Annotated in this window: 12 protein-coding genes; 7 read left to right on the top strand and 5 right to left on the bottom strand. The window is 42.3% G+C overall.

Going from position 1 to position 15,154, the window contains the following annotated elements:
• Positions 1-307: 307 nt before the first annotated feature.
• The 5 genes from proB (at position 308) to ABIB50_RS03840 (ending at position 6,753) form a co-directional block, all read left to right on the top strand.
• Positions 308-1,387, top strand: a complete 1,080-nt coding sequence (gene proB, locus ABIB50_RS03860) for a glutamate 5-kinase (RefSeq protein ID WP_429377410.1) — start codon at positions 308-310, stop codon at positions 1,385-1,387.
• A gap of 5 nt (positions 1,388-1,392) precedes the next feature.
• Positions 1,393-2,637 carry a glutamate-5-semialdehyde dehydrogenase gene (locus tag ABIB50_RS03855; RefSeq protein WP_429377408.1) on the top strand — a complete coding sequence of 415 codons (1,245 nt, stop codon included), beginning with the start codon at positions 1,393-1,395 and terminating at the stop codon, positions 2,635-2,637.
• An 81-nt stretch (positions 2,638-2,718) separates the two neighbouring features.
• Entirely contained in the window at positions 2,719-3,807 is a 1,089-nt protein-coding gene (gene mnmA, locus ABIB50_RS03850; RefSeq protein ID WP_429377406.1) for a tRNA 2-thiouridine(34) synthase MnmA, read from the top strand.
• Positions 3,808-3,927: 120 nt separating this feature from the next.
• Complete coding sequence (gene topA, locus ABIB50_RS03845; RefSeq protein WP_429377405.1) at positions 3,928-6,270, top strand: type I DNA topoisomerase; 2,343 nt, start codon at positions 3,928-3,930, stop codon at positions 6,268-6,270.
• A gap of 78 nt (positions 6,271-6,348) precedes the next feature.
• Complete coding sequence (locus tag ABIB50_RS03840; protein WP_429377404.1) at positions 6,349-6,753, top strand: hypothetical protein; 405 nt, start codon at positions 6,349-6,351, stop codon at positions 6,751-6,753.
• A gap of 70 nt (positions 6,754-6,823) precedes the next feature.
• Here the strand turns inward: ABIB50_RS03840 and ABIB50_RS03835 are convergent, their stop codons facing one another.
• Entirely contained in the window at positions 6,824-7,543 is a 720-nt protein-coding gene (locus ABIB50_RS03835; RefSeq protein WP_429377403.1) for an RluA family pseudouridine synthase, read from the bottom strand.
• Between the two features lie 146 nt (positions 7,544-7,689).
• Here ABIB50_RS03835 and ABIB50_RS03830 point away from each other — a divergent pair, with 146 nt between their 5' ends.
• Positions 7,690-8,178 carry a hypothetical protein gene (locus ABIB50_RS03830; RefSeq protein WP_429377402.1) on the top strand — a complete coding sequence of 163 codons (489 nt, stop codon included), beginning with the start codon at positions 7,690-7,692 and terminating at the stop codon, positions 8,176-8,178.
• A 49-nt stretch (positions 8,179-8,227) separates the two neighbouring features.
• Here the strand turns inward: ABIB50_RS03830 and ABIB50_RS03825 are convergent, their stop codons facing one another.
• From ABIB50_RS03825 to alaS, 4 genes are all read right to left on the bottom strand, one after another.
• Complete coding sequence (locus ABIB50_RS03825; protein ID WP_429377401.1) at positions 8,228-8,917, bottom strand: response regulator transcription factor; 690 nt, start codon at positions 8,915-8,917, stop codon at positions 8,228-8,230.
• Between the two features lie 97 nt (positions 8,918-9,014).
• Entirely contained in the window at positions 9,015-10,139 is a 1,125-nt protein-coding gene (locus ABIB50_RS03820) for a redoxin domain-containing protein (protein ID WP_429377400.1), read from the bottom strand.
• 1 nt (position 10,140) lies between these two features.
• Positions 10,141-11,607: an Asp-tRNA(Asn)/Glu-tRNA(Gln) amidotransferase subunit GatB gene (gatB, locus tag ABIB50_RS03815; RefSeq protein WP_429377399.1), complete on the bottom strand. Its 1,467-nt coding sequence runs from the start codon at positions 11,605-11,607 to the stop codon at positions 10,141-10,143.
• Between the two features lie 130 nt (positions 11,608-11,737).
• Positions 11,738-14,677 (bottom strand): alanine--tRNA ligase, encoded by a 2,940-nt coding sequence (gene alaS, locus ABIB50_RS03810; protein ID WP_429377397.1) that lies wholly within the window; start codon positions 14,675-14,677, stop codon positions 11,738-11,740.
• Between the two features lie 125 nt (positions 14,678-14,802).
• Between alaS and ABIB50_RS03805 the strand changes: the two genes are divergently transcribed.
• Positions 14,803-15,138, top strand: a complete 336-nt coding sequence (locus tag ABIB50_RS03805; protein WP_429377395.1) for a MerR family transcriptional regulator — start codon at positions 14,803-14,805, stop codon at positions 15,136-15,138.
• Positions 15,139-15,154 lie beyond the last annotated feature (16 nt).

Below are 15,154 nucleotides of genomic sequence, written 5' to 3'. Positions count from 1 at the left end.
TTAAATACATAAAGTCTATAGAATAAGTAGACAAAAGTATTTAAATAAATCAAACTCCAAATTATTTTTGAAATTTTTTTTTAGGTGAGTTACATGAGCAATGGCCTCTCCTATTCTGACAATTATTTTTTACCTGGAATTTTAATTTTTAATCTGCTTTTTTACTGTTTTACGCCTAATTTTACAGAAATAGCATTTTTAACGGTCTGAACTGTGCCATTCAAGTCAATTTTTAATCAATTTCAGTTAAAACTCTATTCAAAACCGTTAAATAATGCAATATTTGTGCTGATATTGATATTAAATAATGACTTTTCACTACAAACGGATAGTAATAAAAATAGGCTCGAATGTATTAACGCAAAGCAACGGCCTCCCCGATCAGCAGCGGATAAGCAAGTTGGTTGAGCAGATCGTCTCCATAAAAAAACAGGGCATCGAGGTTACATTGGTATCTTCAGGTGCCGTTGCCTCAGGCCGGAGCTTAATTACCGTTTCTGATAAAAACGACGCTATAGCAACGCGCCAGCTGCTTGCATCCATCGGCCAGGTTAAACTGATAAATACTTATGCGCAGCTATTTGAAAAGCATGAGATGCTATGTGCTCAGGTGCTGGTAACTACCGAGGATTTTAAAGGCCGCCAGCATTATTTAAATATGAAAAACTGCCTGGAAATATTATTACAGCACCAGGTAATACCCATAGTAAATGAGAATGATGTGGTATCTGTAACCGAACTGATGTTTACCGATAATGATGAGCTTGCGGGGTTAATAGCATCTATGCTCAATGCACAGGCGCTGATAATATTAACTAACGTTGATGGGATCTTTGATGGCAACCCTGATGATAAAGGGTCGGCAATAATTACCGAAGTTGTAGACACCGGGATAGATTTTGCTTCGTTTGTAACATCGGGCCGGTCGCAGTTTGGGCGTGGCGGCATGATCACCAAATCGCACATGGCTCAAAAAACAGCTAAACTGGGTATAGCCGTGCATATTGCTAATGGCACTACGGATAATATTTTATTGGATGTGCTTAACGGCACCGCCAAACATACCCGCTTTGTGCCTAACAAAACCGCGTCCGAGAAAAAGAAATGGATAGCTCATTCCGAAAAATCGGCTACTGGTGTGGTACAGGTTAACGGCGGGGCCAAAGCCGCGTTAATATCTAACAAGGCTACCAGTTTATTACCCGTTGGTGTTGTTGCTATATTAACCGACTTTAAAAAAGGCGAGATCATTAAACTGGTTGATGAACAAAATGAAACCATAGGTTTAGGCATTGCCGAATATGGCGCCGATAAAGCCAAAGAAAGCATCGGCCAGAAAAACCAAAAACCGCTGGTGCATTATGATTATCTTTATTTAACAAGCTAACTACCATGAGCTATAACCAATATTTTGAAAACGCACAGTTGGCTGCACGTAATTTAAACCTGTCGCCCGATGCCATTAACCAGGTTTTAACCGACCTGGCTGCCGCGGCTGTTGCGCAAACGGATTACTTGTTAGCCGAGAATAAAAAAGACCTTGACCGGATGGACCCCGCCAATCCAAACTACGACAGGCTAAAGCTTACAACCGAGCGAATTAAGGGGATAGCTGATGACATAATTAACGTATCGCGCCTGGAAAATCCGCTGGGACATATCCTGTCAGAAAAAACAATGCCTAATGGGTTACACATCTCAAAAATCAGCGTTCCATTGGGCGTAATTGGGGTGATATATGAGGCAAGGCCTAATGTCACTTTTGATGTATTCGCGCTTTGTTTTAAAACCGGGAACGTTTGTATTTTAAAAGGCGGCAGCGATGCTGTTTATTCAAACCAGGCTATTATTGCGGTCATTCATAACGTATTAACTAAACATAACATTGATATAAACGTAGCAGTTTTGCTGCCTAAAGAACGCGAAGCTGCCGAAGCATTAATGCAGGCGGTTGGTTTTGTTGATGTAATTATCCCCCGCGGCAGCCAAGGGTTGATAGACAGCGTGCGCAAAAACAGCAAAGTGCCCGTTATTGAAACCGGCGCGGGTATTGTACATACCTATTTTGATGAGTTTGCCGATCTGAAAAAAGGAACTGATATCATCTTTAACTCAAAAACGCGCCGGGTTAGCGTATGTAATGCTTTGGATTGTGCTATCATTCATGCTGACCGTTTAGCCGATCTGCCGCAAATAGCCAAACCGTTAGGCAATGCCGGTGTAACAATTTATGCGGATGACGAAGCTTATGCGGCATTACAGCACCACTACCCTGCTGCGCTATTATTTAAAGCCGGGCCGGAGCATTTTGGCACAGAATTTTTATCCATGAAAATGGCTATAAAAACGGTTGATAGCTTTCAACAAGCGCTGGATCATATCGCGACACATAGTTCAAAACACAGCGAAGCTATCATTACTGAAAATACAAAAAATATGGAAACCTTTTTAAACCGGGTTGATGCCGCAGCAGTTTACGTAAATGCTTCCACCGCTTTTACAGATGGCGCGCAGTTTGGCCTGGGTGCCGAAATTGGTATCAGCACACAAAAACTGCACGCCCGCGGACCAATGGGTTTGCAGGAGTTAACCAGCTATAAGTGGCTGGTTAAAGGCGATGGACAGGTACGTTCATAATCTGCCCTTGCTCCTTTTTACCCTTAACTGACTAACTCCTATCATCAACATAAATTTGAAAGCCGTATCTTTGCCGCCAATATGAGTAAGCACGGAAGGATATTAGTGGCAATGAGCGGTGGCGTTGATAGTTCGGTGGCGGCAGTGATGCTGCATGAGCAGGGCTATGAAGTTATTGGCCTAACCATGAAAACCTGGGACTATGCTTCGGCAGGTGGCAGCTCTAAAGAAACCGGCTGTTGCAGCCTGGACAGTATTAATGATGCCCGGTCATTAGCTGTAGGTTATGGTTTCCCCCATTATATATTGGATATCCGTAACGAGTTTGGCGATTTTGTAATTGACAACTTTGTTGACGAATACCTTGCCGGCCGCACCCCTAACCCATGCGTGCTATGTAATACCCATATTAAATGGGAAGCATTATTAAAGCGTGCCGATAAGCTGGATTGCGAGTTTATTGCAACCGGCCACTATGCTAATATCCGTTTACAGGATAGCGGCCGTTACGTAATATCAAAAGGTAAAGACGAAAATAAAGATCAATCCTACGTGCTTTGGGGCGTTTCGCAGGAAAACCTGGCGCGTACCAAATTTCCGTTAGGTAGTTTCTCTAAGCCCGAGATCAGGCAAATGGCGTTAGACATGGGCCAGATAGAGCTGGCCGGCAAAAGCGAAAGCTACGAGATATGCTTTGTACCGGATAACGACTATAGAGCCTTTTTAAGACACAAAGTAGAGGACCTTGAGCAACGTGTTGCCGGTGGTAACTTTACGCTAACAGACGGCACTATAGTGGGCAAGCATCAAGGTTATCCATTCTATACCATCGGCCAGCGGCGTGGTTTGGGTATAGCTTTGGGCCATCCAATGTTTGTAACGCATATAGACCCCGTTACCAATACCGTAGTTTTAGGTACCGAGGATGAACTGCAAAAGAAACAAGCCTGGGTTAAAAACTTAAACCTGGTTAAATACGCCAGCATTACCGAGCCTTTAAACGCTATCACCAAAATAAGATATAAAGATGCCGGTGCCGAAAGCACCATTTTACAAATGGGCGAACACATGAAAGTGGATTTCACGCACATGGTATCGGGCATTGCCCCAGGCCAGTCGGCTGTTTTTTATGAAGGCAATGACCTGCTTGGTGGTGGGTTTTTAATGTAAGATCTCACCCTCTCTCGCATTCCTATTATTACATTTTCCGTTGAAGGAAAAAATTAAACTCGGGACAAAGTTTGCGTTTCGTTTTCTTTATGTTTTATTTGCAAAAAATAATTGGACTAAATGGCTAAAAATTTACTGATAGTAGAATCTCCGGCGAAAGCTAAAACCATTGAGGGATACCTGGGAAAAGACTTCACCGTTAAGTCGAGTTACGGGCATATCCGTGATCTGGTTAAATCAGAAGATGCTATTGACGTAGCCAATAATTTCAAACAAACCTATGAGGTACCTGCCGATAAGAAGCAGGTAGTTAGCGAGTTAAAGAAATTAGCTAAAGAAGCCGAAATGGTTTGGTTAGCGTCCGATGAGGACCGCGAGGGAGAGGCCATATCATGGCACTTATTTGAAACTTTAAATTTAAAAGACGCTACCACAAAACGGATCGTTTTCCATGAGATAACCAAACCGGCTATTATGGCCGCCATAGATAATCCCCGGAAAATAGATTATAACCTGGTAAATGCACAACAGGCGCGCCGTGTTTTAGACAGATTAGTGGGTTTTGAGCTATCACCGGTATTATGGAAAAAGGTTAAGCCTTCACTGTCTGCAGGCCGTGTACAATCAGTCGCGGTACGTATAATAGTAGAGCGCGAGCGCGAGATCAATAAATTCCAGTCAGAAGCAGCGTTTAAAATAGTAGCCATATTTGGTAAAGGCAGGCAGGCATTTAAAGCCGAGTTAGCCGAGCGGTATAGCAAACAGGAAGATGCCGAGAAATTCCTGACAGATTGTATCGGTGCTGATTTTAATGTAAACTCGTTAGAGACCAGGCCTGCAAAGCGCTCGCCGGCTGCACCGTTTACTACATCTACCCTGCAACAGGAAGCAAGCCGTAAATTGGGATACTCTGTTTCCCGTACGATGCAGATCGCGCAGAAATTATACGAAGCCGGGCATATTACTTATATGCGTACCGATTCTGTTAACTTGTCTGACACCGCGTTAGCTGCCGCGCAACAGCAAATTACGTCAGCCTACGGCGATAAATATCATCAGCATAGAAAATATAAAACTAAAAGCGCAGGCGCACAGGAAGCTCACGAAGCTATCCGCCCTACCTATTTTAGTAACCATACCATTGAAGGCGATGGCAGCGAAAAACGTTTATATGAGCTGATCTGGAAACGTGCGATAGCATCACAAATGAGTGAAGCTCAGTTTGAGAAAACCACTGCAAAGATCGGTATATCAACACGTAAAGACGAGTTAACCGCCAATGGCGAGGTGATGAAATTTGATGGTTTTCTTAAAGTTTACCTGGAATCGGATGACGACGAGGATGATACCCAACAGGATGGCGACAACGCCATGCTGCCACCTTTAACCAAGGGCCAGCGCCTGGACCTGGAAGAAATGACTGCAACCGAACGCTTCTCGCGCCCACCCGCACGATACACCGAGGCCAGCCTGGTTAAGAAGTTGGAAGAGTTAGGTATTGGCCGTCCATCAACCTACGCCCCTACTATATCAACCATACAAAACCGTGGTTATGTGGTAAAAGAAGAACGCGAAGGCAAGCAACGTAAATTCAGGGTATTGACGCTGAAAGATAAAAACATAGCTAAAGAAGAGCGTACCGAGAATACTGGTGCAGAGCGTGGTAAATTATTTCCTACGGATATAGGTTCGGTAGTTAATGATTTCCTGGTACAGCACTTTAAGGGTATTGTTGATTTTAACTTTACCGCCAAGGTCGAGAAACAATTTGATGAGATAGCCGCCGGATTGGAAGAATGGACCACCATGATCGGTAATTTTTACAAACCATTTCATGCCGACGTACAAAGCACGATTGAAACCGCCGATAAAGCCACCGGGGTACGCGACTTAGGTGTACATCCCGAAAAGGGCGAGAAAGTATCTGTACGCATAGGCCGCTACGGCCCGTTTGTACAGGTAGGCGAAAATGCCAGCGACGATAATAAGGACTACAAACCATTATACGCCAGCTTACGCACCGGCCAAAGCATTGAAACCATTACTTTAGAGGAAGCGCTCGAGCTGTTTAAACTGCCTAAAGTTGTTGGTGAGTTCGAGAACAAACCAATGAAGGTTGCCATCGGCCGCTTTGGCCCGTACATCAGCCATAACAGCGCCTTTGTATCCTTACCTAAGGAAATTGATCCGCTGGATGTTACCGAAGAACAGGCGATTGAGTTGATATTGGAGAAACGTAAAAAAGATGCCGAAAAACTGATTAAGGCGTTTGATGAGGATCCGACGTTTAAAATATTAAACGGTCGTTGGGGGCCTTATATTGAATTTGGCAAACAAAACGTTAAGATCCCAAAGGATGTTACCGACCCGCTAACGCTAACATTCGAGCAGGTAAAAGCATTAGCTGCCGCAGATGCCAAAGCGCCTAAAAAAGGCGGTAAGAAATTCGCTAAGAAGAAGTAATGAGTTGTGAGTATTGAGTGATGAGGTGAAGGTTATTACTCAATACTCATAACTCACAACCCAAAACTCAAAACTACCATGATAAAAGACCTCCCCGAAAATAACGTAACTGATATTGCTGTGGCTGTGGCTTTAGAGGGTGAGAATGCCGAAAGTAAAACGTTTCACGTATATCTTATCAACCTAAAAAAAGAGCCGATTGAAAATGTGCTGATCACCTCAAAAGGTTATGGCGAGAAGGATGGCGAACACGTTAAAACCTCTACCTTGCGCCACATGTTCCCGGTTATTGAAAATGGTAGCTACAAACAAGTCGAGATGATCGACGAACAAACCTTTGGCTTAAACAACGAGTACTGGGTTAGCTATTACATAGGCAAACAGATCTACGACAAAAAATTCATCTTCCTGCCCGAGAGTATTATTGATGCTAATTTTATAAAACTGCCCGTGGTGAATAAGCCGGGGGTAATGATCAAATAGTACTGAGTTTTGAGTGATAGGTTTTGAGTTTTACTTACTCATAACTCAATACTCATCACTCATAACTTCTTTAAGAATCAAACTTCTCCAATAACTTTAACAGCGTTTCAAAGTCCTTTGGGTATGGTGCGTGTATGGTTATGGATGTGCCATCCATCTTCTTGAAAGTAACTTCGTAAGCGTGCAATGCAAATCGTTTCATGATAGGCAGCTCTTCCTGGTCTTTACCTAAATGATATTTACGTTTAATGGCTGACAGGAAAACCGGTTTGCCTTTATACATCTCGTCACCGGCGATGGAAGCTCGTTGAGTAGCCAGGTGAATCCGGATCTGGTGCATACGGCCGGTTACCGGCCGGCACTCTACCAATGTATAATGCTTAAAGAATTTTATCGACTGGAACCAGGTTTCGGCTCTTTTGCCTTCCTGGCGGCTGATAGTTACGTTGCCTTTGCCTACGTTTAATATCGGCAGATCAACCAATAACTTTTCAAATATATGGGTACCGTCAATTACAGCATGATAAACCTTATTAACCTGGCGCTTTTCAAACTGCATAGATACCGTGCGGTAAGCTTCTGGGTTCTTGGCTATTATTAAGGCACCAGAGGTCTCTTTATCCAGGCGGTGGCATATCTGTGCGTCGTCCGAATACTCTTTAGCTAAACGCAGTATATTGATCTCGCCGCCCTCACGCTCATCAAGCGAGCTGATAAAGGCAGGCTTGTTAATTACGATCAGGTCATCATCCTCAAACAGAATCAGGTCGGTAAATTTTGGAATCTTCATGTATAAAATAATAGGCGGTAAAAGTACGGTTTTTTACGCATTTATCTGTTTAACATACGTTATAGCCGCTAAAACACAAACAAACGCCTGTTGGTGCGGTTATTGTATTTTGAAAAACATATTATTCAATCTAACAATAAAACAACATGAGTAACAAACCAACCAAACCTGAAGAAAAGGGATTTTTCGAGAAGGTGAAAGAAACCATTGAAGAGCTTTGGGACGGTACCAAAGACAAAGCCGAAGATATAAAAGAAGCTGCTGAAGATAAAATAGAGGACCTGACCAAAAAAGTCGCTCCCGCTAAAAAAGCTGCCACTAAAAAAGTGACCGCTGCTAAAACCGCAGTTAAAGCAAAAGTTGCCGATACAACTGCTAAAGCAAAAACAGCTGTAAAAGAGGTTAAGGCTAAAGCCGATACAAAAGTTAAAGAGGTAAAAGCCAAAGCTGCTGATGTTAAAACTAAAGCTGATGCAAAAGCAAAAGATATCTCTGCTAAAGCAAAAAAAGAAGTAGCCGCTGTTAAAGCAAAAGCTGATACTAAAGCTAAAGCAGTAACTGCAAGCGCTAAAAAATCAGCAGGTACAAAAACAGCACCTGCTGCAAGCAAGGCAAAAAAGAAACCGGTATTGTAAGTTTAGTTCCCTCAAAACAAAAAAGCCCCGATATTCGGGGCCTTTTTGTTTATGCTTCAAATTTATAACCTACGCCTTTTACCGTAGCAACTATATCGTCGCCCAGTTTTTCGCGCAGCTTACGTATGTGTACATCGATGGTACGGTTAGTAACCACTACCGAATCTTCCCAGATGTTTTTTAATATCACCTCGCGGGTATAAACCTTGCCCGGTTTTGAAGCCAGTAGGTATAATAATTCAAATTCTTTTTTGGCTAATACAACCTTTTCGCCTTTTTTGAAAACCAGGTAGGCTTCACGGTCGATAACCAGCTCGCCAATCTCTAATTTGTTATCGCTAATATCTTCTGCAGGCGCGTTGCGGCGCAGTATGGCGTTTATGCGGCTAACCAATGCGCGTGGCTTTATAGGTTTAGCTATATAATCATCAGCACCAACATTAAAACCTGCAATCTCAGAATATTCTTCGCTGCGGGCAGTCAGGAATACCATAAAGGTATTTTTAAACTCGGGCATGGTGCGCATAATACGGCAGGCTTCTATGCCATCCATTTTAGGCATCATTATATCTAACACAATAAGGTCGGGTAATGATCTTTTAGCTTCGGTAACAGCTTCCTGGCCATTACGGGCTGTAAATACCTGGTAGCCTTCTTTTTTTAAGTTATACTCAATAAGCTCTAAAATATCCGGCTCATCGTCAACTATCAGTATCTTTTGTTTGGTTGAGGTGCTCATAGACGATTATAAATTTGTTATAAAAGTATGTACTTAAAAAAAGCTTACCGTAAAGTTAATATTAACAAATTGTTAACCGCCGTATTATCTTAACATATTATATAGGCTTACTAAACGTTTTGTTTAAAAAGTCGACAAGGGCGGTCCCGCTCAGGTTCTTGGCAACAATAATTCCCTGTGGGTCAATGATATAATTGGTAGGGATAGCCTCAATGTGATACAAAAATTCGGTAGGGCCTTCAAAACGTTTCAGGTCTGATACATGTGTCCAGGTTAATTTATCAGCTTCGATCGCTTTTTTCCACTCGGGTTTGCCTACGTCAAGCGACACACCTAATATGTTAAAGCCTTTATCTTTAAAAGCATTATAAGCTTTAACCACATTGGGGTTTTCGGCACGGCAAGGGCCGCACCAGGATGCCCAAAAGTCTATCATTACGTATTTGCCTTTATAGTCTGAAAGCTTAACAGGTTTATCATCCAGTGTCATTGAAGTAAAATCAGGCGCTTTATGGCCGATAGACAATGGCTTTACCGCCATCATCTGGCGCACAAAATGTTGTACCGCAGGGTTATCGCTAAAAGTACCATTTGCTTTCAGGTAATCGGCATAATCAACCATTTGCTGCTCATACTTCATAGGCTCGATAGACGATATGGCGTAGAATGAAGCCAGCGAATTTTTATTATCGTTAACAAACTTTAATACCGCGTTGCTGTAAGCATCCATGTTTTTTACAAACAACGGGCGGTAAACCTTTAATAACGAATCCTCTTTCCCGGTAGCTTCCAGTTTGGTTTGGTACTCATCAACTACTTTACCGTTTAAGCTGCCATAATAAAGGCTAAGCTTATTAAACTCCTTGATCTTATCAGAATTTTCAGAACCCTTTACATCGTATGCACCGGTTTTATCGTTCACGTCTGTCGAGAACTCGATAGCATCACCGTTTTTAGCTATCAGGTCAAATATGGAGGTACCAACGCGCAGTTTATATAAATTAGCGAACGGTGTTGAATGTTTAAATTCAAATTTACCGGCATCATTAACGGCAACAGAATCGATTATATTTATCTGCGCGCTATCTGCCTCTAAAAGGTAAACCTTTTTTACTTTACCCGGGTTTTGCAGGGTTCCTGCTATTTTAAATACCGACTCATCCTTACATGAGGCTAATACTAATACCAAAGCTATTACGCTGTAAATTGCTGAACGCATCATCTTATTTTGATTCTAATTCTTTGATTAATAATTTGTTGGTGGCCTGCGGATCGATCTTTCCTTTCGAGCTTTTCATGATCTCGCCCATAAACAGACCCAAAACGCCTTTTTTACCCTTTTGGTATTCTATAACCTTGTCCGGGAATTTTGCCAGGGCATCTTTAATATATTGGCTTACATCACTACTATCTGCAGTGATCAATAAGTTCAGTTCGGCAGCCAAAGCTTCGGCAGTTTTGCCCGGCGATTTAACCAGCGCAGGGAATAGCTTATGTGAAGCGATGGTGTTATTGATCTTACCGTCATCAACCAATTTTATAATACCCGCCAAATTAATTGGCTCGATATGCAGGTCGGTAATATGCTGACCGTTTTCGTTTAGGTATGATTTAACTGCGCCCATCATTAAGTGTGCAGCGGCTTTATAGTTTGAGGTATGCTTAATCAATTCTTCAAAATACAACACAACTTCCCTATCGGCAGTAATTACCGAAGCATCATAATCTGATAAACCAAGCTCCATATACTTTTTATATAGCTCAGTCGGTAAAGCAGGCAAAACCTTACGAATATTTTCAACATAAGCATGATCTAAAACCAATGGCATCAAATCCGGCTCAGGGAAATAGCGGTAATCGTTAGCCATTTCTTTGGATCGCAGTACAGATGTTTCGCCGGTATCAGCATTAAAGTTTAACGTATTTTGGTCGATATGCTCGCCGGCCTCGATAGCTCTTACCTGGCGCGCAAACTCATGCTCGATAGCACGCTGCACATTACGGATTGAGTTTAGATTTTTCACTTCGCAACGGTTGCCATATTCGATAGCGCCTTTCAGGCGAACAGAAATATTGGCATCGCAACGCATGCTGCCTTCTTCCATATTACCATCGCAAATATCCAAATAGCGCAATGTTTTGCGGATCTCGGTTAAAAACTGGCCTGCTTCTTCGGCACTGCGCATATCAGGTTGCGATACAATTTCTATCAGCGGTACCCCTGCCCTGTTCAGGTCGATCAACGAATCGGCATGATGATTATCGTGCATGCTCTTGCCGGCATCTTCCTCCATGTGGATGTGGTGAATAGCCAGATCCTTAGTAGTGCCGTTTGCCAACCGAACCGTTACAGATCCGCCTAAACAAATAGCGTGCTGATCCTGGGTTATCTGGTAACCTTTGGGCAGATCGGCGTAGAAATAATTTTTACGCGCAAAGCTGTTATTTAAGTTGATAGTACAATTACAAGCCAAACCCATTTTAACCGCATATTCAACCATGCGTTTATTTATCCGCGGCAAAGTACCCGGGTGGCCCAATGATATCGCACTAATGTGATGATTAGGCTCGGCCCCAAAAGCGGCAGAATCGGGCGAGAAAGATTTGCTTAATGTAGATAGCTGCGCATGAACCTCTAATCCAACAACTAATTCATACTTTTCGGCTATTTCTACAGGTAGAAGTGTCATAAATTAAAAGATGAGCAATATTTGTGCTTATCAAGGCCAAATATAATTATTTATATGTCATTCCGAACGATGGCATTACACACACTGTTCTCCGTGCTATTACCGTGCTGCGCTCGCAATGACAAAAGTTTTATGCAATAAAGCCTTTTGCTTTTTCTAATACAGCAGGCAATCCGTTTACGTCCTTACCACCGGCAGTCGCAAAAAACGGCTGGCCGCCGCCCCCGCCTTGTACCTCTTTAGCCAGTTCGCGGATGATGCTGCCCGCGTTTAAGCCTTTTTCTTTTACCAGGTTATCGGCTATCATTACCGTAATGTTTGGCTTGCCATCTATCACGGCAGTTAACACCAGGTAAAGGTTAGGTACGATATCCTTTAAATTATAAGCCAGGTTCTTGATAGCGTCGGCATTCGGTAACTCAACCTTTTGGGCAATGAAGTTTACACCATTAATAGCTACAGCAGTTTTAGCTAACTCATCCTTTAAGCCTGATGATTTTTCTAAAATTGATTTCTCTATCTCTTTCTTTAACCGGGCATTCTCTTCTAATAAACCCTCAATGCTTTTGGCAATATCCTTAGGATTCTTCAGCAACTCTTTAACCTGGTAAACCAGCTTGGTTTGTTCGTTTATAAAATTCTCAGCACCTAAACCGGTTATTGCCTCGATACGGCGTACTCCGGCAGCAACCGCGCTTTCTGACACGATCTTAAAGTAACCAATAGCGCCGGTAGCTTTTACGTGCGTGCCGCCGCAAAGTTCTTTACTAAACTTTTCGTCGAAAGTTATCACCCGTACAAAGTCGCCATACTTTTCGCCGAATAGAGCAGTTACTCCACTGGTTATGGCTATATCATAAGGCACGTTACGTTGCTCATTAAGGGCGATGTTCTCGCGTACTTTTTCGTTTACTATGGCTTCTATATGCGCCAGTTCTTCATCGGTAACTTTAGCGAAGTGCGAAAAGTCAAACCGCAGGTAATCGCTGTTAACTAACGATCCTTTTTGGTTTACGTGTGTGCCCAATACCTGTTTCATGGCGGCATGCAACAAGTGCGTAGCGCTGTGATTATTCATAATGTTGTTGCGGCGATCTTTATCTACTATGGCCGTTAAGGCATCGTCAATATCGTCCGGGAGTTTATCTATATAGTGAACTATCAGCCCGTTCTCTTTCTTGGTATCGGTAACATAAACTACCTCGCCATCCGGGAAAACCAGTTCGCCGGTATCGCCCACCTGGCCGCCACTTTCGGCGTAGAAGGGTGTTTTATCCAATACCAACTGGTATTGTTCTTTGCCCTTGGCAGTTACCTTGCGGTATTTGGTTACGTGTGCTATACTTTCGGTTTCATCATAACCGGTGAAAACGGTTTCATCATCTTTTAAGGTAACCCAATCTTCAGTATCAACAGCTGATGCAGCACGTGAGCGAGTCTTTTGTTCTTGAAGGGCCTTTTCAAAACCTACTGTATCAACGGCCCAGTTAAAATCGCGGGCCATCAGCTCTGTTAAATCGATTGGAAATCCGTATGTATCGGACAATTCAAATGCAATTTCTCCTGGTAATTGACCAGGAGGGTGAATTCTATCGATATAATTTTTCAGTGCATTATAAGCTTCATGATAGTCGGTCTTATTATTAATGACTTGCTCTAATTCACTTACAGAAAAGCCGCCATTGATGGGTCTATCTATATAATTGGAAATAAACTGCGCCAAATTTAGCACCACAAAGTTTGTGTTAATTATAATGTCAGCAGTATGGTAAGTTTCTTTTGAAGTCTTATTTCCAGCATCTGTTCCATAATTAACAACTTCAACAATTTTTATATTTTCCCAAGGTTTTTCATAATTCTTATTCAAAAAATCTTGTATATCATTTGTATAAGTAATATATCCAGTCAATATGTTTATTCCTTTTCCTAATGTCCTCAAGAAAGATACCTCTTCCTCCAAAATCACTTTCTGCACAAAATCCTTCTGGCTATATAACTCATCAAACACACCTTTAAACTGATCGGCCAATAAAGGCACCAATTGGTTTAAAAATGGTTCTTTAAACTCTAAGTATTGGTAAGAATATCTAACAGCGCGACGCAAAATTCTGCGGATAACATAGCCTGCTTTATTGTTTGATGGCAATTGACCATCAGCAATAGTAAAGCTAACCGCACGAATGTGATCTGCCAGTACACGCATAGCAACGGCTGTGTTCCAATCGGCATCGCCTGGTACAGCGGCAGCGTTATAGGGCTTACCTGATTTTTGAGCGATAAACTCAATCATCGGGCTAAATACATCGCTGTCATAGTTGCTTTGTTTACCCTGTATCACCCGCACTAAACGCTCGAAGCCCATACCTGTATCTACGTGTTGTGCAGGCAATGGTTGTAATGAACCATTCTTTAAACGGTTAAACTGCATGAATACGTTGTTCCAGATCTCAATAACCTGCGGATCATCCGCATTAACCAAAGTAGCGCCGCTAACCTTTGCACGCTCGGCATCGGTACGGTTGTCGTAATGGATCTCAGAGCAAGGTCCGCACGGACCGGTCTCGCCCATTTCCCAGAAATTGTCTTTTTTATTACCTAAAAGGATGTGATCTTCGGGTACATAAGCTTTCCAGAAATCAAACGCTTCCTGATCTTTTGGCAGACCTTCTTTATCATCACCTTCAAAAATGGTTACGTAAAGGCGGTTCTTATCTATTTTATATACTTCGGTCAATAACTCCCAGCTCCATTCAATAGCTTCTTTCTTAAAGTAATCGCCAAAGCTCCAGTTGCCCAGCATCTCGAACATAGTATGGTGATAGGTATCAATACCCACCTCTTCCAGGTCGTTATGTTTACCAGACACACGCAAGCAACGCTGCGTGTCCGCAACCCGCGGCGATTTGGCAGGCGCTTCACCTAAAAATATATCCTTAAACTGGTTCATACCTGCGTTGGTAAACATCAGTGTCGGGTCGTTTTTAACAACAATAGGTGCAGAAGGCACTATGGTGTGCCCTTTAGAAGCAAAAAAATCAAGAAAAGCCTGTCGTATTTCGTTAGCGGTCATAATCGCAAAAGTGTGAAATTTTGAGTAATTTTTGTGAAAAAATGTGCAGTAAAGTTCATTCGGTTACTTTATCACAAATCCAAAATCGAAAATCCGAATTCCGAAATTATCACTTACATTTGTGCATGGCTTACAGGGAACACGAAATAAGCAAAATGTATTATACCATGGGCGAGGTTACGGCCATGTTTGATGTTAACCCATCAATGATACGTTTTTACGAGAAAGAGTTTGATGTGCTTCAACCCAAGAAGAACAAGAAAGGCAACCGCCTGTTTACGCCGGAGGATATTGAAAACCTCAAGATCATCTTCCACCTGATACGCGATAAAGGCTATACCCTAACCGGTGCAAAAGATCATTTAAAAGGCAACCTGAATGAAAGCAAGGACAGCCAGCGTGTCATCCATTCGTTAGAAAACCTAAAGAAATTTTTACTGGAAGTTAGGGATCAATTATAGTCTGAACTATGATTAT

This window comes from Mucilaginibacter sp. UYCu711 (genome assembly GCF_050433825.1).
In the GTDB taxonomy this organism is placed as follows: Bacteria; Bacteroidota; Bacteroidia; order Sphingobacteriales; family Sphingobacteriaceae; genus Mucilaginibacter.
The sequence above is the reverse complement of the archived record's forward strand: the minus strand, read 5'-3'. Positions and strand labels throughout refer to the sequence as shown.